General features: G+C 54.6%; 17 protein-coding genes. 10 read left to right on the top strand and 7 right to left on the bottom strand.

Annotated features, from left to right (window positions below; genetic code table 11):
* Nucleotides 1-19 precede the first annotated feature (19 nt).
* The 7 genes from tdcD to AAGQ96_RS10945 are packed head-to-tail and all read left to right on the top strand — an operon-like array spanning nucleotide 20 to nucleotide 7,678.
* Nucleotides 20-1,252 (top strand): propionate kinase, encoded by a 1,233-nt coding sequence (gene tdcD / locus AAGQ96_RS10975; protein WP_342753554.1) that lies wholly within the window; start codon nucleotides 20-22, stop codon nucleotides 1,250-1,252.
* 53 nt (nucleotides 1,253-1,305) lie between these two features.
* Entirely contained in the window at nucleotides 1,306-1,587 is a 282-nt protein-coding gene (grpH, locus tag AAGQ96_RS10970) for a propanediol utilization system shell hexameric protein GrpH (protein ID WP_005969382.1), read from the top strand.
* A gap of 21 nt (nucleotides 1,588-1,608) precedes the next feature.
* Nucleotides 1,609-2,394 carry a propanediol utilization microcompartment protein PduB gene (pduB, locus tag AAGQ96_RS10965; RefSeq protein ID WP_342753553.1) on the top strand — a complete coding sequence of 262 codons (786 nt, stop codon included), beginning with the start codon at nucleotides 1,609-1,611 and terminating at the stop codon, nucleotides 2,392-2,394.
* Nucleotides 2,395-2,434: 40 nt separating this feature from the next.
* Nucleotides 2,435-3,823: an aldehyde dehydrogenase family protein gene (locus AAGQ96_RS10960; RefSeq protein WP_147198007.1), complete on the top strand. Its 1,389-nt coding sequence runs from the start codon at nucleotides 2,435-2,437 to the stop codon at nucleotides 3,821-3,823.
* A gap of 15 nt (nucleotides 3,824-3,838) precedes the next feature.
* A complete protein-coding gene (locus AAGQ96_RS10955; RefSeq protein WP_147198005.1) occupies nucleotides 3,839-4,132 on the top strand; it encodes a BMC domain-containing protein in 294 nt (97 codons plus the stop codon).
* Nucleotides 4,133-4,170: 38 nt separating this feature from the next.
* Nucleotides 4,171-6,714: a glycyl radical diol dehydratase GrpM gene (gene grpM / locus AAGQ96_RS10950; RefSeq protein WP_342753552.1), complete on the top strand. Its 2,544-nt coding sequence runs from the start codon at nucleotides 4,171-4,173 to the stop codon at nucleotides 6,712-6,714.
* A gap of 46 nt (nucleotides 6,715-6,760) precedes the next feature.
* Entirely contained in the window at nucleotides 6,761-7,678 is a 918-nt protein-coding gene (locus AAGQ96_RS10945) for a glycyl-radical enzyme activating protein (protein ID WP_342753551.1), read from the top strand.
* Here the strand turns inward: AAGQ96_RS10945 and AAGQ96_RS10940 are convergent.
* The 4 genes from AAGQ96_RS10940 to AAGQ96_RS10925 form a co-directional block, all read right to left on the bottom strand.
* Nucleotides 7,649-7,963: a BMC domain-containing protein gene (locus AAGQ96_RS10940; protein WP_342753550.1), complete on the bottom strand. Its 315-nt coding sequence runs from the start codon at nucleotides 7,961-7,963 to the stop codon at nucleotides 7,649-7,651. The genes AAGQ96_RS10945 and AAGQ96_RS10940 overlap by 30 nt on opposite strands.
* A gap of 179 nt (nucleotides 7,964-8,142) precedes the next feature.
* A complete protein-coding gene (locus AAGQ96_RS10935; RefSeq protein WP_342753549.1) occupies nucleotides 8,143-9,204 on the bottom strand; it encodes a helix-turn-helix domain-containing protein in 1,062 nt (353 codons plus the stop codon).
* The gene (locus AAGQ96_RS10930) at nucleotides 9,176-10,450 is read right to left on the bottom strand and encodes a PocR ligand-binding domain-containing protein (RefSeq protein WP_342755552.1); all 1,275 of its coding nucleotides are present in this window, start codon (nucleotides 10,448-10,450) and stop codon (nucleotides 9,176-9,178) included. Before AAGQ96_RS10930 ends, AAGQ96_RS10935 begins: the two co-directional genes overlap by 29 nt.
* Before the next feature lie 82 nt (nucleotides 10,451-10,532).
* The gene (locus AAGQ96_RS10925; protein ID WP_147197994.1) at nucleotides 10,533-11,438 is read right to left on the bottom strand and encodes a LysR substrate-binding domain-containing protein; all 906 of its coding nucleotides are present in this window, start codon (nucleotides 11,436-11,438) and stop codon (nucleotides 10,533-10,535) included.
* A 158-nt stretch (nucleotides 11,439-11,596) separates the two neighbouring features.
* Here AAGQ96_RS10925 and AAGQ96_RS10920 point away from each other — a divergent pair, with 158 nt between their 5' ends.
* Both AAGQ96_RS10920 and AAGQ96_RS10915 read left to right on the top strand, forming a co-directional pair.
* Entirely contained in the window at nucleotides 11,597-13,021 is a 1,425-nt protein-coding gene (locus tag AAGQ96_RS10920; RefSeq protein ID WP_342753548.1) for a M20 family metallopeptidase, read from the top strand.
* Nucleotides 13,018-14,298: an MFS transporter gene (locus AAGQ96_RS10915; RefSeq protein WP_342753547.1), complete on the top strand. Its 1,281-nt coding sequence runs from the start codon at nucleotides 13,018-13,020 to the stop codon at nucleotides 14,296-14,298. The genes AAGQ96_RS10920 and AAGQ96_RS10915 overlap by 4 nt, the downstream gene beginning before the upstream one ends.
* 84 nt (nucleotides 14,299-14,382) lie before the next feature.
* Here AAGQ96_RS10915 and aldA read toward each other — a convergent pair whose 3' ends face one another.
* Nucleotides 14,383-15,828 carry an aldehyde dehydrogenase gene (gene aldA / locus AAGQ96_RS10910; protein WP_342753546.1) on the bottom strand — a complete coding sequence of 482 codons (1,446 nt, stop codon included), beginning with the start codon at nucleotides 15,826-15,828 and terminating at the stop codon, nucleotides 14,383-14,385.
* 425 nt (nucleotides 15,829-16,253) lie between these two features.
* Between aldA and rhaT the strand changes: the two genes are divergently transcribed.
* A complete protein-coding gene (gene rhaT / locus AAGQ96_RS10905) occupies nucleotides 16,254-17,288 on the top strand; it encodes an L-rhamnose/proton symporter RhaT (protein WP_342753545.1) in 1,035 nt (344 codons plus the stop codon).
* A 13-nt stretch (nucleotides 17,289-17,301) separates the two neighbouring features.
* On the opposite strand, the gene rhaR is transcribed toward rhaT, so the two are convergent.
* Nucleotides 17,302-18,156, bottom strand: coding sequence for an HTH-type transcriptional activator RhaR (gene rhaR, locus AAGQ96_RS10900; protein ID WP_342755551.1), 855 nt, complete (start codon nucleotides 18,154-18,156; stop codon nucleotides 17,302-17,304).
* A 14-nt stretch (nucleotides 18,157-18,170) separates the two neighbouring features.
* A complete protein-coding gene (gene rhaS / locus AAGQ96_RS10895) occupies nucleotides 18,171-18,998 on the bottom strand; it encodes an HTH-type transcriptional activator RhaS (RefSeq protein ID WP_147197984.1) in 828 nt (275 codons plus the stop codon).
* Between the last annotated feature and the right edge of the window lie 91 nt (nucleotides 18,999-19,089).

The raw sequence follows: 19,089 nt of genomic DNA, 5'->3' as shown, positions 1-19,089 counted from the left end.
GACCAGGGGAGATCGGAGTATGGCCTCTTCAGCTACACGAGTTTTAGTCATTAATTGCGGCTCGTCCTCGCTGAAATTTTCAGTGCTGCCGTTGCAGGAAAACACGCCCGTCTTCTCCGGCTTAGCAGAACGGTTGGGGCAGCCGGAAGCGAGTATGACCTTCGTCGAGGCCCAGGGCGAAAAAACCACGCTTGTTCTTGACGAGCCGAGCCACCGGTGTGCGCTGAGCCTGCTGTTTTCGCAGCTGACCCGGCTGAATATGCTGGGTTCGCTCTGCGCAATTGGGCACAGAGTCGCGCATGGCGGCAGCGAGTTTACGCATTCGGTATTACTGACGCCGGAAACCGTCGATAAAATCCGCCGCGTGTCGCCGCTGGCCCCTTTGCATAATCCGGCAAATCTGATCGGCATTGAAGCGGCCCTCGCGCTGCTGCCTGAACTGCCGCAGGTTGCGGTATTTGACACCGCTTTTCACCAGACAATGCCGCCGGAAGCTTACACCTATGCCATTCCGCTGGAATTTCAGCAACGCTATCAGATCCGACGCTATGGCTTTCACGGCACCTCGCATCGCTATATAGCAGCAGAAGCGGTGGCTTATCTGCAACTCGATCCTGCTCATCACGGCATCCTTATTGCGCATCTTGGCAACGGTTCATCGGTCTGCGCGGTGAAAAATGGGCGCAGCGTCGATACCTCGATGGGGATGACGCCGCTGGAGGGACTGGTCATGGGGACGCGCTGCGGCGATCTGGATCTGGGTGCGGCAGCCTGGCTGGCGAAATGCACCGGGCAGTCCATTGAATCGCTTTGCCACCTTGCCAACACGCAATGCGGTTTGCTCGGACTGTCGGGGCTCTCCAGCGATTGCCGTACGCTCCAGGCCGCCTGCGAAAAGGGCGTTCCCCGCGCCAGGCTGGCGATTGAGGTGATGGTACACCGGCTGGCCCGTCATTTAGGCGGACATCTGGCCGCGTTGGATCGGCTGGACGCGCTCATTTTTACCGGCGGCATTGGCGAGAACTCCGTGCTGGTACGCGAGTTGACGGTCAGGCGGCTGGCGGTGTTTGGCCTGCGTCTGGATGAGCAAAAAAATCTGGCTATTCGGGGTGGGCAGAGCGGCGTGATATCAGCGCCGGGCAGCCCGGTTATCGCCGTGATCCCGACCAACGAAGAAAAGATGATTGCTGAAGATGCCGCGGCGATAGCTGGCGGCAGGCAGGCAACTTTATTGCCAGCGAACCACTTTTAAACCGTTAAGGATGAAGTTCCTTAACCTCTGTTCCTTTCATTAGCGAGGTTATTATGCAACAGGAAGCATTAGGTATGGTTGAAACAAAAGGGCTGGTGTCGGCGATTGAAGCCGCCGATACCATGGTCAAATCGGCGAATGTGATGCTGGTGGGCTATGAAAAAATCGGTTCCGGGCTGGTAACGGTCATGGTACGGGGCGATGTCGGTGCGGTAAAAGCGGCGACGGATGCGGGTTCCGCCGCAGCGGGTAAAGTGGGCGAGCTGGTGTCGGTACATGTCATTCCACGACCGCATATTGAAGTGGAAAAAATCCTGCCTAAGGCCGTCAGCTAATCAGGCCCGGGGAGGGTGGCTATGCGCGATGAGGAACGCATTCAGCAGATAATCTCTGACGTCATTAACAAAGAGACGGCAGAACGGTCAGTTGAGAAACGGACCAACACGCAGGGATGTGGATTAACGGAGTTTGTCGGGACGGCGCTGGGCCATACGATTGGTCTGGTCATTGCGAATGTCGACAACCAACTGCATGACGTGATGCATATCGACGGCAAATACCGTTCGCTGGGCATTATTGGCGGGCGAACCGGCGCTGGCCCGCATATTTTTGCCGCCGACGAAGCGGTAAAAGCCACCAACAGCGAAATCGTGGCGATTGAACTGGCGCGGGATACCGAAGGCGGCGGCGGCCACGGCTGCATGATTATTTTTGGTGCAGAAGACGTATCGGATGTGCGCCGTGCCGTTGAAGTCACGCTCAGCGAAATCGCCCGCACGATGGGAGATGTTTATGGTACGCCTGCGGGACATCTGGAGTTTCAGTACACCGCCCGCGCCAGCCATGCACTCTACAAGGCGTTTGGCGCCCCACCAGGAAAGGCGTTTGGTATGACCTGTGCTTCGCCTGCGGCGATTGGCGTAGTGATTGCCGATGCGGCGGCAAAAGCTGCCGTTATCGAGGCGGTCAGTTATGCCAGTCCGGCAAAAGGCACCAGCTTCAGTAATGAAGTGATTTTCACCTTCTCCGGGGATTCCGGTGCGGTTCGCCAGGCGGTAATAGCCGCACGTGAGACAGGTTTACAGCTGCTTGCCGCGCTGGATCCGACACCGATCAAATCCACCACCACACCCTACATCTGATTTCAATGGACATCGGGATGCCAGGTAAGGAAGCTTGAAGATGAATGATGATGAAATTACCCGGGCCGTCTCGCAGGTCCTTAGCAAATATACGCAAGGCCTGTCGGTTTGTGACGGTATCTTTGACTCAGTAGAGGAAGCGATTAGCGCAGCGGCACGGGCGAAGGTGCAGTTTCACCACTGTTCAATGCAGGATCGTAACGCTTTTATCCGCGGGCTTCGTGAACTCTTTTCGCAGGAAGAGGTATTAAACACCCTTTCCCGGATGGCGGTAGAAGAGACGGGAATGGGCAATTGCGCTGACAAGGTGATTAAAAACCGCGTGGCAGCGCTGCAAACGCCAGGCACTGAAGATCTCTGCACCCGTGCGCAGAGCGGCGACAGAGGTCTGACGCTGATGGAATTTTCCGCCTGGGGCGTCATTGCCTCAATAACGCCAACCACCAACCCAACGGAAACGATCATTAATAACAGCATCAGCATGCTGTCGGCGGGCAACAGCATCGTGTTCAGCCCGCATCCCCGATCGCGTAATGTTTCACTGCACGCTATTGCGTTGATAAACCAAAAGCTGGCGGCGCTGGGAGCGCCTGAAAATCTGGTAGTGACGGTGTCACAACCCTCCCTCGACAACACCACTGCGCTGATTGCCGATCCCCGCATCAACATGCTGGTTGCCACTGGCGGGCCGGCGATTGTCAAAACGGTGATGGCCTCCGGCAAAAAAGCGATTGGGGCGGGTGCCGGAAATCCGCCGGTGGTGGTTGATGAAACGGCGGATATAGAAAAGGCCGCCCGCGATATCGTGAATGGCTGTAGCTTCGATAATAATCTGCCCTGCATAGCCGAAAAAGAAGTCATCGTGGTCAGTCAGGTTGCCGACTACCTTATTCACTGCATGAAAAAAAGCGGCGCCTGGTTGTTAAGCGATAAAAAACAGATCCAGCAGCTCCAAAGGCTGGTAATGAACGAGCAGGGAAGCGGACCGGCAACGGCTTTTGTCGGTAAAGATGCCCGTTATATCCTTCAGCAGTTGGGCATTACCACCCCTGAAGAAGTTCGGGTCATCCTGCTGGAAACGGATAAATCCCATCCTTTTGTCGTTCATGAAATGATGATGCCGGTTCTGCCCGTGGTGCGGGCGGCTAACGTGGACGAGGCTATTGAACTTGCTGTAGAGGTTGAGCAGGGGCATCGGCACACCGCGATAATGCATTCCACCAATATCGATAAACTGAGCAAAATGGCTCGCCAAATCCAGACCACTATTTTTGTCAAAAATGGCCCTTCCTTTGCCGGGATCGGCGTGGGCGGCGAGGGCTATACCACCTTTACCATTGCCGGGCCGACGGGAGAAGGGCTGACCTCGGCCCGCTCTTTTACCCGCTGCCGCCGCTGCGTGATGGTGGAGGCGCTTAATATCCGCTGAGACAGGCTGTTAACCATGAAAACGCGTCTTATTAAGGCCCCCACGCCCGATACGCTGGCAATGTTGCAGCGCCGGATGCCGGCAGAGTTTCGTGCCCGCGTCGGGCTGATTCGCATTGATGCGGTCGGGCTGCTGATGCTGCCGGTGCCCGATCTCTATTTCTATGCCGATCTGGCCAGCAAAAGTGCCCAGATAGTAGTGACAGAAATTACCGGCAGTTGCCCACAGCACGTCACCACGCTGGCAATATTTGGCGAGCTGTCGGCTGTGGAAGAAGCTATGCGGGTCATTGCTCATGACGCCACTTAAGCTACCCGATCCAACCACCGTATTCAGGGAGTGAAATTATGTTAGAGAAAGGTTTTTCAGAGCCGACCGATCGCATTATACGACTGAAAAACAGGCTTATTCAGGCCCGACCTCACGTGGAGGCCGCACGGGCGGTACTGGTTACGCAGGCGTATAAAGAAAACGAGCATCAACCCGCCATCATGCGCCGGGCAAAAGCCGTGGAGAAACTCTTCAACGCGCTGCCAATCGTCATTCGTACCGACGAGCTGATCGTCGGTGCAGTAACGATCCATCCCCGTTCGACGCAGATCTGCCCGGAGTTTTCTTACGACTGGGTAGAAAAAGAGTTTACGACCATGGAACATCGTCTGGCCGATCCCTTCATTATTCCCAGTGAAACCGCGCAGGCGCTGCGCGAGGCATTTCAGTACTGGCCGGGTAAAACCACCAGTGCCCTGGCGGCATCTTATATGTCTCAGGGTACGCACGACAGTATGGCCGGCGGCGTTTTTACCGTGGGGAACTATTTCTTTGGCGGCGTGGGACACGTCAGCGTGGATTACGGCAAAGTGTTGAAAATCGGCTTTCAGGGCATTATCAATGAAGTGACCCGCGCGCTCGAACAGCTTGATCGCAGCCAGCCGGATTATATCCGCCGCCAGCAGTTCTACCACGCGCTGATTATCACCTATAAAGCCGCGATTGCCTTTGCCCATCGTTATGCGCAGGAGGCTTCCCGTCTGGCTCAGGAAGAGAAAGATCCGCTTCGGCAGCGCGAGCTGGAACAGATTGCGCAAAACTGTACTCGCGTCCCGGAACAGGGCGCCACGACTTTCTGGGAAGCTTGCCAGACCTTCTGGTTTATTCAAAGCATGTTGCAGATTGAATCCAGCGGCCACTCTATCTCGCCAGGACGGTTCGACCAGTATATGTATCCTTATCTCGCTGCGGATACATCCCTTACCCACGCGTTTGCTCAGGAACTGGTCGACTGCTGCTGGATCAAACTTAATGATATAAATAAAACCCGCGACGAGGTATCGGCTCAGGCGTTTGCCGGTTACGCCGTATTTCAGAACCTGTGCGTGGGAGGGCAGACGGAAGAGGGGCGTGACGCTACCAACGAGCTGAGCTATATGTGCATGGAAGCCACGGCCCACGTCCGTTTGCCGCAACCTTCTTTCTCTATTCGCGTCTGGCAGGGGACGCCGGATGCTTTCCTCTACCGCGCCTGTGAGCTGGTGCGTCTGGGGCTGGGTGTCCCGGCCATGTATAACGACGAAGTTATTATACCGGCGCTGCAAAATCGGGGCGTTTCGCTGCACGACGCGCGCGATTACTGCATTATTGGCTGTGTTGAACCTCAGGCGCCACACCGTACGGAAGGCTGGCATGACGCGGCCTTCTTTAACGTCGCCAGGGTTTTGGAAATCACCCTGAACAACGGCCGCGCAGGCGATAAACAGCTGGGGCCGGCCACGGGTGAAATCACCACTTATCGCGACATCAATGACTTTTACGCCGCCTTCAGCCAGCAAATGGCGCATTTTGTCCATCAGCTGGTGGAAGCCTGTAACAGCGTGGATCTTGCCCACGGGGAGCGCTGTCCGCTGCCATTCCTGTCGGGACTGGTTGATGACTGTATCGGACGCGGAAAATCGTTGCAGGAAGGCGGAGCAATTTACAATTTTACCGGGCCGCAGGCCTTTGGCGTAGCGGATACCGGTGATTCCGTTTATGCCCTGCAAAAACAGGTTTTTGAAGAGAGCAGGGTCAGCCTTGCCGAACTGAAAAGCGCGCTGGAGAGCAATTTTGGTTATTTGACCGGCGAAGCGCCGCCTGACGATGCTTTGCCGGATGAGCAGGCCGTCTATGAGGTGGTTAAACGCATTATCGAGCAAAACGGCTTACTGGACCCGGCGGCAATCAAAAACGAAGTCTACCGTCAGCTTGCTGCCGCCTCTGAGCCGTCATCCTCCACAACGTCTGGCATGACGCGTTTTGCCGACATCCGCCGCATTCTGGAAAACACGCCCTGTTTTGGTAACGACATTGACGACGTGGATATGGTCGCCCGTCGCTGTGCGCTAATCTATTGCCAGGAAGTGCAGAAATACCGTAATCCGCGCGGCGGGCAATTCCAGGCCGGGATCTATCCGGTTTCCGCCAACGTGCTGTTCGGCAAAGATGTCGGCGCACTTCCTGATGGCCGCCTGGCCGGCGCACCGCTGGCCGATGGCGTGTCACCGCGCCAGGGCAAGGATATGCTCGGCCCAACAGCAGCGGCGAACTCGGTAGCAAAACTCGATCACTTTATCGCCTCAAACGGTACGCTCTATAACCAGAAGTTCCTGCCTTCTTCGCTGGCTGGCGAGAAAGGGCTGCGCAATTTCAGCGGCCTGGTCAGAAGCTATTTCGATAAAAAGGGCATGCACGTGCAGTTTAACGTTATCGATCGGCAAACCCTGATTGAGGCGCAGAAGAATCCGCAGCAGCATCAGGATCTGGTCGTGCGGGTAGCAGGCTACAGCGCGCAGTTTGTCGTGCTGGCGAAAGAGGTTCAGGACGACATCATCAGCCGTACGGAACAGCAGTTCTGAACAGGACAGCGGGCCAGGGAGTGGCTCGCATAAAAAAGGACAGGATATGGATAAAGTCGATTACCACGCGGAAGGCGTACTTTTTAATATTCAACGCTACTCTCTGCATGACGGGCCGGGTATACGCACCATCCCTTTTCTTAAAGGCTGCCCGCTGGCCTGTAAATGGTGCAGCAACCCGGAATCGCAGCGGCCTCAGCCGGAAGTGATTTATAAAAAAAATGACTGCATTGAGTGTGGAAAGTGCATCGCAGTTTGCAGGCAGCAGGCTATTTCCATCCGCAATCGCTTCTTTATCGATCGGGAACGCTGTATTCAGTGCGGTGAGTGTACGCAGGTCTGTCCGACCGCGGCGCTGGAAATGAAAGGGAAGCGCATGACGGTGGCGGCCGTGATGCTCGAACTGCAAAAAGAGGAAAACCTTTTCCGGCGGTCGGGCGGTGGGATCACCCTCTCTGGTGGCGAGCCGCTGGCGCAGCCGGTATTTGCCCGCGAGTTGCTTAAAGCCTGTAAAGAACGGGGCTGGCACACGGCGATTGAAACGACGGGCATGGCCAGCCGGGAAGTGATAGAGCAGGTTTTTCCCTGGGTGGATCTTGCCCTGACGGATATTAAAGCGATTAATCCTCAGGTACACGCGTCTTTTACGGGTGTCAGTAACCAGCGTATTCTGGAAAATCTGATTCGAATTTCTTTTATTACCCAAACGGTAGTGCGCGTGCCGGTGATCCCTGGTGTTAACGATAATCCGCAAGAGATGCGCAGTATTGCCGAATTTGCCCGACTGATGTCCCGTGTCGACACCCTTCACCTGCTGCCTTATCACAGCTTCGGTGAGAACAAATACGCTCTGCTGGGTCGGGATTATTCACTGGCGAATATCGCTCAGCCGGATGAAAACAGGATGGCGCTATTGCAGGCGGAAATCGAAGCGTCAGGACTTTCCTGCCAAATCGGGGGTTAACACCGTTTCAGCAGACTGGATAAAACTTTCCACACCTTCCGCACTGTGGGCAATGATCAGGTGTGAATAAAGCTGGTCGGCTTCCTTTAGCGCTGCCGCCCCTGCTGCAATCGCGGCATTGACTGCGCCAACATCTCCCTGCATTTTTAGCGTCACCAGACCGCCGCCTTTGGTGAGCTCATAGCCAGCCAGCGTGACGTTGGCTGCTTTCAGCGCGGCATCTGCGGCTTTTATCGCTGCCGCCAGCCCGACGGCTTCAATTAATCCCAGGCCTTTCCCTGACATACTATTCTCCTTTTTATGAGGTTAAGCGCCGCGCCAGAGGCGGGCGTCACCGCACAGCACGGCGGCCGGATAAGGGGCATAACGCCCCAGGCATCCAGGACGCCGTTCGGCAACATGTTGTAAAACCAGCAGCAAGGCGAAACCGCATTTTAACGGGGCCACTCCACACTGGCGGTAAACTATGTTGTCGACAGTGTGGATTTTTTTGCCCTCTTTCTGCGGAAATCAGAAGGGGCCAGACCGGTTTCTTTTTTGAAAATGCGGCAAAAGTAATTTGCGTCCTGCCATGCCAGTTCAAGGGCAATAGCGTTAACATTGAGGTCGCTGTGCATTAGCAGCGACTTAGCCAGTTTGATTTTACGACGCGTAATATAAAGGGCAAAGCCAATGCCGGTATTTTTTTTAAATGTTCTGCTAAGGTAGCAGGGACTGACAAAAGATTTTTCCGCGATGCTATCAAGGGTCATATTTCCTGAAATATTTCTTTCAATATGAAACTTTGCCCGGGCGATAAAATCGAGGTGGCGGTAATTTCGTCTGAAAAAAAGATCGTATATAGTGGCGCTGACTTCCAGTAATGCAGCGATCATAAAACGGTAATGATGTCCGGCCAAACCCTGTTGGTGAAGGAGCAGAATAATCTGTCCGATTTTTTCATGGCAGCCAGCCAGTTTTTCATTTTCGGCAACAACATATTGTTGCAAGACTTCCAGCGCTTCCGCCAGGCTTTTGCCATTATCTGAAGCGGCTGCACCGTCACCGCTTTGCTCCATCAGGCCGAAAAGAAAATTATGCCACTGCGTATAATCGCCGCTTTCTATCAAACCGGAAATATGTGCTTTCAGCGCAATCGCTGCCGCAATTTCATTTTTACTGATGCGCAAATTATTTCTGACCGACTCACTAAGCAGGCATTGCTTAACCGGCTTGAGTAAATAATCATCAACCTTCAGGTTAAACATGCTGCGTATAAGGGTAAAGTCATCATTAGCCGTAATCACGATAACGCGGGTTTCTTTGCCTTGCTGTCGCAGATACTCAATAACTTGCTGGCCATTCGGTAAAGGGATATTGATATCCACCAGCATCATATTGATATGGCTGAGTTGATCGAGCAGCTGCATGGCTTCGCGCCCTGTGCGGGCCAGATAAATCTCCGCATTGCTTACGCTCTGGCTCACAATACGATGCAGCGATTCCGACTCTATCAGCTCATCTTCCACGATCACGATATGGTACATTATTGCTCTCCTTAGCGGGGGGTGAATGCAGAGGAAAACGCACGGACACCGTTGTCCCCATCATCGGCCGGTACGCGCTGTTGATGGTCAACGCATCGTCTTGTCCGAACAATAACCGCATTCTTTCCTGAATATTGCTTATTCCGATACTGCCCTGTTGCCGTTTTTTCCTGCCCGAAAGAATATTTTCGATATCCTCAGGTGAAATCCCATCGCCATTGTCTGTTACGTCAATAATGATATTGTGACCATTATCCATAGCGCGGATCAGTAAGGAGCTTTTCACCTCGCGAGGCTCAACGACATAGTTAAAAAAATTTTCTATCAACGGTTGCAGGAACAGAAAAGGGCACAGCACGGAAAAATATTTTTCGGCTATGTCAAACTGATACGTGAAGCGATCTGCCATTCTCACTTTCTGCACCGAAAGATAACTTTTTACATAGTTTATTTCCTGTCCCAGCGTAATGAATTGCTGGTTATTTTTACGCAGCAAATAACGCATCATATCGGAGAAGTCATGTACCATTGCTTCCGTACGCTGCGCATTTTCAAGAAAAGCCAGCCGGCTGATGGTATTTAAAATATTAAATAAAAAGTGCGGATTGATTTGATAGGAGAGCGCCTTAAATTCCGCTTCATGCAATGAGCGTTCAATTTCGATACGCTTGTGCAGCGCCTCGGAGAGTTCCCGCTCTTTCTGATGAAGCTCCCGCTGCACCGTATTGGTCCAGGCTTGCTCAACAAGGTAGGAAGCCACTTGTAACAGCGTGCGCGCTGTAGACTCCAGACGTTGATAAGGCATGCGCGGCGTTGTGTGATTACGATCGATCGGCCACGGGTTATCCGGCATAACCGGGCGGTTATGCAAAATATAAGGAATGGTCTGCTCTTTCTCCTTTTCTACGTTGACCTGTCCGGCAATAAAGGCGCCAAGATAGTGGCCGTTAATCATGATAGGAACGGCAAACTCAACGAAACCACAGCAGCAGCGATACACGACCGGCTTACCAGCCAGCATAGCGGCACGGCCTCCTGCATTATCACTCTGATAACAGTATGTCGCCCGGTTGGGGTGCGCGCGCGCCCTTAAGCAAAAGTCAGAAAAGCCGCTTGGGGAGGTTACAGGCGCGCCTGTTTCATCAACGACCACCAGTGCAATCATCATTGACTGGCTAAAATTGTCCTGCAATGTTTGCAGCCTGGCCACATCTAAAAATTCTGAAAGCGTATAGCGTGATTTCATGACACCCGTCCGTAGCAACATTTCTCCGTGCATCATGAAATGTAACCGGGTTCGGCCTGGTAAATATTGAGCCTGCTCACAGCTAAAAAAGCGCGCTTTGTAACTCCAGCTCTTTGGCAACAAACGTCAAAAACAGACTTAGCGCCGCCGATTGCTGGCGGCCAGAGACTGTCTGCACCTGCAACGTTCGCTGGGTAAGCTGATCGATGCCCAGCGAGCGTAGCAGCAGGCCATGTTCTTTTGCCTGATACAGCACGGTAAACTGGCTGCAAAGGGTGATGGCCTGCGGATTTTGCAGCAAAAAGCTATAAAGCGTACTGAAGTTATTGCAGGTCAGCACCGGTTCGATAAACGTGCCGCTCATCTGGCAGGAGAGTTCGAAAAGCTGCCGCACGGTGGTGCCCTGATCGGGAAGGGCAACGGGGAACGCCGTTAAGTCGCGCAGTTGAAAAGGCTTTGTCGCCAGCGGATGGTGTTCATTCATCACCATCAGTACCGGCGCGGGCCAGGACCCTACCACGTTCACGCCTCGCTCCGGTTGCAGGCTAAACTGGAAAGCCACGTCACATTCCCCCTGGCGCAGGATTTCCGCCACGCCTAAGGTGCTACTGACTGTCAGTGTAAAACTGACCGCCGGATGGAGCTGGCGAAACTGCGAGCACAGCGTGGGTAACAAGCTGAACGCCATCCCGTCGGTACAGGCCAGACGCAGCGCCGTACGTCGCACCGCCTTCAGGCCTTTAATCTCCGCCAGGGCCTGGTCCATTCCCAGCATGCTTCGACGCACATGGCTCTCAAAAATCCTGCCTGCATCATTCAGCACCATTCCCCGCGCGTGACGATCGAATAACGGCGTGCCGATTTCCGCTTCCAGCCGCTGGATTTGGCGGCTGATTGCCGACACAGCCACAAACAGCTGCTGGCTGGCGGCGCTTAACGAACCGCTACTGGCGACGGCCAGAAAATAGCGAATTTCCGAACTGTGCATCGCTGTGCCTCTTTATAGTGCATGCCGCGTTTTCGTGCAGCCGGGCGTTGCTTTTAAAGCAACGCTTGTTTGATATTTTAATAATTGTGGCAAAGCGCGATTTTAGCTTAGATGGTCTGCATAACAAAATCACAATGCAAACGCATCGGGGCAGATTTATGACAGCTGAACAGACGGTAAAACAGGCGGCAGCCTATTTCGACAGCGGCAAATTTCAGCAAACGCTGGCGCGCCGCATCGCGATTCGTTCCGAGAGCCAGCGAGACGATCGCGACGCGGAACTGCAACGCTATCTGCAAGAAGAGATCGGCCCGGCAATGCAGGCGCTGGGTTTTGAACTGACCCCTATTGCCAATCCTCAGGCACCGCGCCGACCGTTTCTGTTGGCAACCAAAATCGAAGACGCCAGTTTGCCCACGCTGCTGTGCTATGGACATGGCGATGTGGTTTTTGGCGATGATGCAAACTGGCGCGAAGGGCTTTCCCCGTGGGAACTGACCGAAGAGGGCGATCGCTGGTACGGCCGCGGCAGCGCCGATAATAAAGGCCAGCATTCGGTTAACATTGCCGCGCTGGAGCAGATTTTTGCCGCACGCGGCGGTCGGTTAGGCTTTAACTGCAAATTCCTGTTTGAAATGGGCGAGGAGATCAGCTCGCCTGGCCTTGCACAAATCTGTCGTGACCATCAGCAGCTGCTTAGCGCCGATATTTTTATCGCCTCTGACGGGCCAAGGCACAGCGCCGATCGCCCGACGCTGTTTCTTGGCTCGCGCGGTGCGGTCAACGTTCGTCTGAGCATTCAGGCGCGCGACAGAGATTACCATTCAGGCAACTGGGGGGGCTTGCTCTCCAACCCGGGCACCCAGCTCGCTAACGCCATCGCCTGCCTGGTCAATCATCAGGGACAATTGCAGGTTAGCGCGCTCAGGCCACCCGCAATTAGCGACGCTGTCCGCGCCATCCTGAGCGATATTGAAGTAGTGAGCAGCGCTGAAGGTCCGCAAATTGATGAAAGTTGGGGCGAGGCGGGGTTAACACCCACTGAACGCTTATATGGCTGGAACACGCTGGAAGTGCTGTCGTTTCTCACGGGTAACCCGGCGCAGCCGATGAACGCCATTCCTGGCAGCGCCACCGCCGTTTGTCAGCTGCGTTTTGTAGTCGGTACCGACTGGGAAAATATTGCTCAGCACCTACGCGCGCATCTGGATAAGCACGGCATGGCTCAGGTTGAGGTTGAGGTGCTGCGTGGTTCGCCAGCAACCCGGCTCGACCCACGCGATCCGCTGGTCGACTGGGCGCTGGCCGCGATGCAGCAGACCAGCGGTAAGAAAACTGCGCTGTTGCCTAATCTCGGCGGCTCGCTGCCGAACGATGTGTTTGCGCACATTCTCGGCCTGCCCACCCTGTGGGTACCGCACTCTTATCCTGCCTGCGGTCAGCATGCCGTTGATGAACATATGCTGAAATCCATTGCGCGTGAAGGTCTGCAAATAATGACGCGTCTGCTGTGGGATTTGGGCGAGAAGGGCGGGCAGCTGCTTGCCAGCCATCATGACTATCAGCAGGGAGCATCGCGATGAGCACCGTAATAGATCGGCGAATTGAGACGGTGCAGGCGACGCCCAATCTGTATAAAACCCTGTTCGCGACCTGCATTGGCAACGCGCTGGAGTGGTTTGATATCGCGGTTTATGGCTTCTTTGCCAGCTATATTGCCCATGCTTTTTTCCCGACGCAGGATCCTGCCGTATCGCTACTGCTGACCTTTGGCAGCTTTGGCGTCTCTTTTCTGATCCGACCGCTGGGCGCGGTGGTGCTGGGCGCTTACGCCGATCGCGTCGGACGAAAAAAAGCGCTGCTGCTTTCCATCTCCTTGATGACGCTGGGTGGTGCAATCATTGTGCTGATGCCGTCATGGCGCAGCATTGGCCTGATTGCGCCGGTAATGATCCTGCTGGCGCGGTTGATTCAGGGCTTTTCCGCGGGCGGTGAGTTTGGCAGCTCAACGGCATTTCTTGTGGAACACTTTCCCCATCGACGGGCTTTTATTGCCAGCTGGCAGTTTGCTACCCAGGGGGCCAGCACGCTGCTGGCTTCCGCATTCGGCCTGGGCCTGACTCACTGGCTGAGCGAGTCGCAGATTCAGGACTGGGGATGGCGCATTCCGTTTGCATTTGGCCTGCTGATTGGCCCGGTAGGGTTGTATATCCGTCGCCACGTTCATGAACCTGAAAGTTTCGTGACGCGTGAAAAGGTGCGTTCGCCGCTTACGCTGCTTTTTGCCCGGCAAAAAACATTGATGCTGCTGGCGACGGGTTTGATGGTCATTTCAACCGGCATCAACTATATGCTGAATTATGTGCCGACCTATGCCACACGCAGCCTGCATTTACCCGGTTCGGCGGCCTTTAGCGCCACGCTGCTGGCGGGCGTGATCCTGACGGTGGTGACGCCGCTGATGGGGCTGCTGGCGGAAAAAACGGGTCGCAGACCGCTGATGTGGGGCTCGCTGGGGCTGTTGATTTTGACTATCTATCCGGCGTTCTCGCAGGTGGTTGATCATCCTACACCAGCAAGGTTGCTGGTGCTGGTGGGCTGGATGGCGCTGCTGAAATCGGTTTATTTTGCCACGGTACCCTCCATGATGGCGGATCTGTTTCCCATCAGCACCCGTGCCAGCGGCATGGCCATTACCTATAACGTTGCCGTCACCGTATTCGGCGGATTTGCGCCGCTAATCTGTACGTTGCTGATCACCGCCACCGGAACCAGTCTCGCCCCTGGGTATTATTTAATGGTGCTGGCGTTGGTGAGCGGCTGGGCGCTGCTGAAAAGTCAGGTTCGGTTGAGGGATTAATGCACAAGGACATGCGGTAGGAACCTGTCGTGTTTCTCCTGCCAGCGAATTATCTGACAGACGACTGCGTTCCCGCTCCGCCCCTTAATCCTCGTGCGCCTGTAAATAGGCTACGTGAGTTTGCAGATACTCTTCCAGCCCGTGACGGCCATCGGCACCGCCAATCCCCGATTTTCGCCAGCCCGCGTGGAAACCCTGCATCGCTTCAAAATTCTCACGATTGACGTAGGTTTCGCCAAACTTCAGTTTCTTCAACGCCTGCATTGCGGTATTGAGATTTTCGGTGAAAATGGATGAGGTCAAACCGTATTCGCTGTCGTTTGCCAGCGCAATGGCATCGTTAAGCGTGCGGAACGGCATTACCGGCAGAACGGGGCCAAAGGTTTCCTCCTGCATAATCGCCATATCCTGACGCACGTTGGTTAACAGCGTGGGTTCAAAGAAAAAGCCTTTATTGCCTGACCGTTTACCACCGGTAACAACCTTAGCGCCCTGCGCCACGGCCTCAGCAACTTTCTGCTCCATTCGTGCCAGCGCGTCGGCGGAGATCAACGGCCCCATATCCAGCTTATCCGACTGACCCGGATCGCCGCTGGTCACTTCCCGGAACGCCGCAGCCAGACGGGCAATGACCTCGTCATAAACCTCTTCCTGAACGTATAACCGCTCGGTGCAGTTGCAAACCTGCCCGGTGTTGATCATTCGTGATGCGACGACCGCACCGATCGCCCGGTCCAAATTGGCATCTTTCATGATAATGGCCGGCGCCTTTCCGCCCAGCTCCAGCGACACTTTAGTGATATTTTTCGCAGCGGTTGCAAGCGTGGCCACGCCCGCATTCACGCTGCCGGTCAGGCTGACCATACCGACTTTGGGATTTGCGGCCAGCGCCTGGCCAACGTCCGGGCCATAGCCGGTGACGATATTGAAAACGCCCGGCGGCAAGCCGATTTCGTCAACAATTTCGGCAAAAATCATTGCATTATTCGGCGTAAGTTCGCTCGGTTTAAGCACTATCGTATTGCCGGTTAGCAGTGCCGGAGCCGCTTTACGGGCAATAAGAAAGAAGGGAAAATTCCAGGGCAGGATGCCGGCGGTAACACCAATGGCTTTTTTAAATACCAGAATGGTTTCGTTGACGCGATCGCTCTGCACGATCTCGCCTTCATAACGGCGATCCCAGTCCGCCATGTATTCAAGATAGTCAGCGGTGAACAGGACTTCTGTTTTCGCCAGCTGCTGCGTTTTGCCGCCTTCGGCAACGATAGTCGCGCTAATTTCTGCTTCGCGACGCCGTACGCCAGCAGCAATGCGGCGCAGCCAGTTGCCACGTTCAACGGCGGGCAACGCTTCCCATTTTGGCTGAGCGGCTTCAGCTGCAACGATCGCGAGATCGGTATCTTCACGGCTGCCCTGCGGGATCTGTGAGAGCGTTTCTTCCGTGGCGGGATTAATGACCGCGATCCAGCGTCCGCTGTGGTTTTCGACAAACTGACCGTTAATATAATGACGATATTGGCGCAGGCTCATGGCAGGGTCTCCGTAAAGTGCGATTTTCAGGTTAAATAGTTGTTAAATTAAAGTGTATTTGTTTGTATTTTTTGTTGCCTTGGTGGGATTGCCACGCCTGCGAGAGTTTTGGCAAAAAAACAATTATTTTACGCAAATACTGGCGTTGCTCTAAGGTGCGCACGCTTCAAAAAGAAAGAGATGTTTCTTTAGGGTTAAGGAAATGTTTTTACAGCAGGCGAGACTGAGAGGAATTAACGGGGATTCACGCTTTTTGTCTGTGCCGGAATCGTGCCTGGTACAGTTTGTGATCGCGGTCGGCGATAGCTGCTGAATTTTGCCATTTTTGTATCCGCGCGGGCAGCCAGCATAAGGTCGCGCCCGATCAATCCTTCGTAGACTGCTGGCTCACCGGGATTTAACCCTACCTACGAAGGAAGATAACAATGAGTCAAACTATCCTTTCCGGCATCCTCTGGCATCTGGTTGGCGCGGCCAGCGCCGCTTGTTTTTACGCTCCAATGAAAAAGGTGCGTAACTGGTCCTGGGAAACCATGTGGTCAGTTGGCGGCATCATGTCATGGATCCTGTTGCCCTGGGCGGTCAGCGCTGTACTGCTACCTCACTTTTGGGCGTTTTACAGCTCTTTTACCCTCTCTCAGCTCCTGCCGGTATTTCTGTTCGGCGCTATGTGGGGCATCGGTAATATCAATTACGGCCTGACCATGCGTTATTTGGGCATGTCGATGGGGATCGGCATCGCCATCGGCATTACCCTGGTGGTCGGAACGCTGATGACGCCGCTGTTGCAGGGACGTTTTGTCGAACTCTTCAGCTCAACCGGCGGCAGATTGACGCTGCTTGGCGTGCTGGTTGCGCTGCTCGGGGTAGCGATTGTGTCCCGGGCCGGTTTGATGAAAGAGCGGGCGATGGGCATTACCGCCGAAGAATTTAACCTGAAAAAAGGACTGATGCTGGCGGTGATGTGCGGGATCTTCTCGGCCGGTATGTCGTTTGCGATGAATGCGGCAAAACCAATGCACGATGCCGCCGCCGCCATGGGCATCGATCCGCTTTACGCTTCGTTACCCAGCTACGTGATCATTATGGGAGGGGGCGCGATAGTTAATCTGGGCTTCTGCTTCATTCGTCTTGCCACCAAGTCCACGCTGTCGGTAAAAGCGGATTTCTCCGTGGCTAAGCCGCTACTGATCGCGAATGTATTGCTCTCATTGCTGGGTGGCACCATGTGGTATCTGCAATTTTTCTTCTACGCCTGGGGCCACGCCCGTATCCCGGCGCAGTATGATTTTATCAGCTGGATGCTACATATGAGCTTCTACGTGTTGTGCGGCGGTCTGGTCGGTCTGGTGCTGAAAGAGTGGAGAAATGTGGGGCGACGTCCGGTGAGCGTGCTGTGTGGCGGCTGCTTTGTCATTATTATCGCCGCCAATATCGTGGGGATGGGAATGATGTCCTGATAACGGCTCTGCGTTAATATTCGTACGGCAGCAGAAGATTTTTGCGCTGGGCGTGATGCTCAAACTGCTGCCGGAACGCGCTGGGCGTCAGCCCCGTTTCACGTGTGAACACCACTGAAAAATAATTACTGTCATCGAATCCGCAGCGGGCAGCCACTTCGCCAATCAGGCAGCCGCTGCTACGCAGGAGAAACTTTGCCTTACACAGCCGCAGCTGCCGCAGGTATTGCGCCGGCATCATGCCGGTTTGTTGGCGGAACAGCGTCTTCAGCGCGCGCTCAGAAAGCTGATGCTGCTGGCAAAACTCGCCTAAATCAAAATGGGCGATCTGTCCCTGAATCGCAGACATGAGCAAATCCAGCTGTTCGCCTTCCGGCAGATGGCCGCCACTGTTGGCCGCATAGCGGTGGCGTTGCAGGATCAATACCAGCTGCAGGAACAGCGCTTCCGTCAGCTGTCTGGAGAGCAGGTCGCTTTTGCGACTTTCCTGCGACAGCTGTTGGATAACGCCACGAGCCAGCGCCATACCCCGCGTCGTTAATCGCCATGCCGGCTCCTGCGGCAAAAATTGTGACCAGTCCAGTTCAAGACGAAAACGCTCGGGACAATAAATAATATTATCCAGCACCAGATCGTTCACCGACTCGTAGCTGTGGCAATCGCCCGGGCCGATGTAAAACAGATCGCCGCAGGTGATCAGCCATGGACGATCGTTCATCATGTGCAGACCGTTGCCGCGCCAGACGACCACCAGCTCGTTGAACTCATGGATATGAGCCGGAAAAGAGGGCTGCGGCGTCCGTTCGGCAACCGCCACAGGCATCATTTCGGAAGGGAAATAGTCGGCTTTTGCCAGACGAAGGGGCAGGGTCACGTTTCACCTCACAGGTCGTTTTGCCTGATGGTACGCGGAGAAAGACCAAACTCGCGCTTAAACAACGTGGAAAAGTGATTGCTGTCACCAAATCCGCAGTGATAGGCGATATCGGTAATGCGCATTTCGCTGTGGCGCAGTAAATGTCGCGCCTGCAACAGGCGCAGCTGATTGAGATAACGCTGCGGGGTACTGCCGGTTTGATGCTTGAGCTGCCGGTGCAAAGTTCGTAACGAGAGCGAAAAGCGCTCGGCCAGCGCTTCCCAGTCAACTTCCTCGCTGTAATGATCCGCAAGCCAGTTCAGCAGGCCGCGCATCCGGCCGTCCTGATCGTCGCCCGGTTCTTCGCTGCAGCCCCGACGCAGTAAGACCAGCAGCTGCATAAAACACATTTCCTGTTCGGCCTGATCGATCAGACTACAGGGCCGGGGCATTTTCCCCAGCCCTGCAATCAGCAGTCGCGCTTTTTCCATTACCTTACTGCTGATGCGCCAGTGAGAAGGGTAATTGCCTTCATTTTCCTGCGGCAGCAAATGTTGAAAGCCCGTAATAAAGCGAAACGCTTCCGGTCCGCGATAGAGCACGTTGGTCAGGATCAGACGATCGGTATTTTCATACAGATGGCGGTCATGGTCGCGGATAAAGCAGACGCAGCCGCCGCACAGCGTTCTGGGTTCGCCGTTGAACACGTGAATACCCGCGCCCTGTTCAACAATCACAATTTCATGAAAATCATCATGGTGGTGTTCTGGAAAAGCCCCCTGCGGCGCCCGGGGTTCAATAGCGATGGGCAGCCCACCACCAGGGAAAAAATCCACGCTGTGTAACACGGTCATGATTAGCCCTCCTGCTTTATCAGTAAAAAATAGTACTGCCTGCCTGAGGAACGAACCTTGATTTTTTGACACAAAATAGCGGGTTGACTGC

Source organism: Pantoea sp. MBD-2R (genome assembly GCF_039134845.1).
In the GTDB taxonomy this organism is placed as follows: domain Bacteria; phylum Pseudomonadota; class Gammaproteobacteria; order Enterobacterales; family Enterobacteriaceae; genus Erwinia.
Note: the sequence above shows the minus strand (reverse complement) of the source record. Positions and strands in the feature narration are given on the sequence as shown.

Bases quoted from the DNA above. Each gene is read 5' to 3' on its own strand.
- tdcD (WP_342753554.1), top strand. From the start codon at position 20: ATGGCCTCTTCAGCTACACGAGTTTTAGTCATTAATTGCGGCTCGTCC.
- grpH (WP_005969382.1), top strand. From the start codon at position 1,306: ATGCAACAGGAAGCATTAGGTATGGTTGAAACAAAAGGGCTGGTGTCG.
- pduB (WP_342753553.1), top strand. From the start codon at position 1,609: ATGCGCGATGAGGAACGCATTCAGCAGATAATCTCTGACGTCATTAAC.
- AAGQ96_RS10960 (WP_147198007.1), top strand. From the start codon at position 2,435: ATGAATGATGATGAAATTACCCGGGCCGTCTCGCAGGTCCTTAGCAAA.
- AAGQ96_RS10955 (WP_147198005.1), top strand. From the start codon at position 3,839: ATGAAAACGCGTCTTATTAAGGCCCCCACGCCCGATACGCTGGCAATG.
- grpM (WP_342753552.1), top strand. From the start codon at position 4,171: ATGTTAGAGAAAGGTTTTTCAGAGCCGACCGATCGCATTATACGACTG.
- AAGQ96_RS10945 (WP_342753551.1), top strand. From the start codon at position 6,761: ATGGATAAAGTCGATTACCACGCGGAAGGCGTACTTTTTAATATTCAA.
- AAGQ96_RS10940 (WP_342753550.1), bottom strand. From the start codon at position 7,963: ATGTCAGGGAAAGGCCTGGGATTAATTGAAGCCGTCGGGCTGGCGGCA.
- AAGQ96_RS10935 (WP_342753549.1), bottom strand. From the start codon at position 9,204: ATGTACCATATCGTGATCGTGGAAGATGAGCTGATAGAGTCGGAATCG.
- AAGQ96_RS10930 (WP_342755552.1), bottom strand. From the start codon at position 10,450: ATGAAATCACGCTATACGCTTTCAGAATTTTTAGATGTGGCCAGGCTG.
- AAGQ96_RS10925 (WP_147197994.1), bottom strand. From the start codon at position 11,438: ATGCACAGTTCGGAAATTCGCTATTTTCTGGCCGTCGCCAGTAGCGGT.
- AAGQ96_RS10920 (WP_342753548.1), top strand. From the start codon at position 11,597: ATGACAGCTGAACAGACGGTAAAACAGGCGGCAGCCTATTTCGACAGC.
- AAGQ96_RS10915 (WP_342753547.1), top strand. From the start codon at position 13,018: ATGAGCACCGTAATAGATCGGCGAATTGAGACGGTGCAGGCGACGCCC.
- aldA (WP_342753546.1), bottom strand. From the start codon at position 15,828: ATGAGCCTGCGCCAATATCGTCATTATATTAACGGTCAGTTTGTCGAA.
- rhaT (WP_342753545.1), top strand. From the start codon at position 16,254: ATGAGTCAAACTATCCTTTCCGGCATCCTCTGGCATCTGGTTGGCGCG.
- rhaS (WP_147197984.1), bottom strand. From the start codon at position 18,998: ATGACCGTGTTACACAGCGTGGATTTTTTCCCTGGTGGTGGGCTGCCC.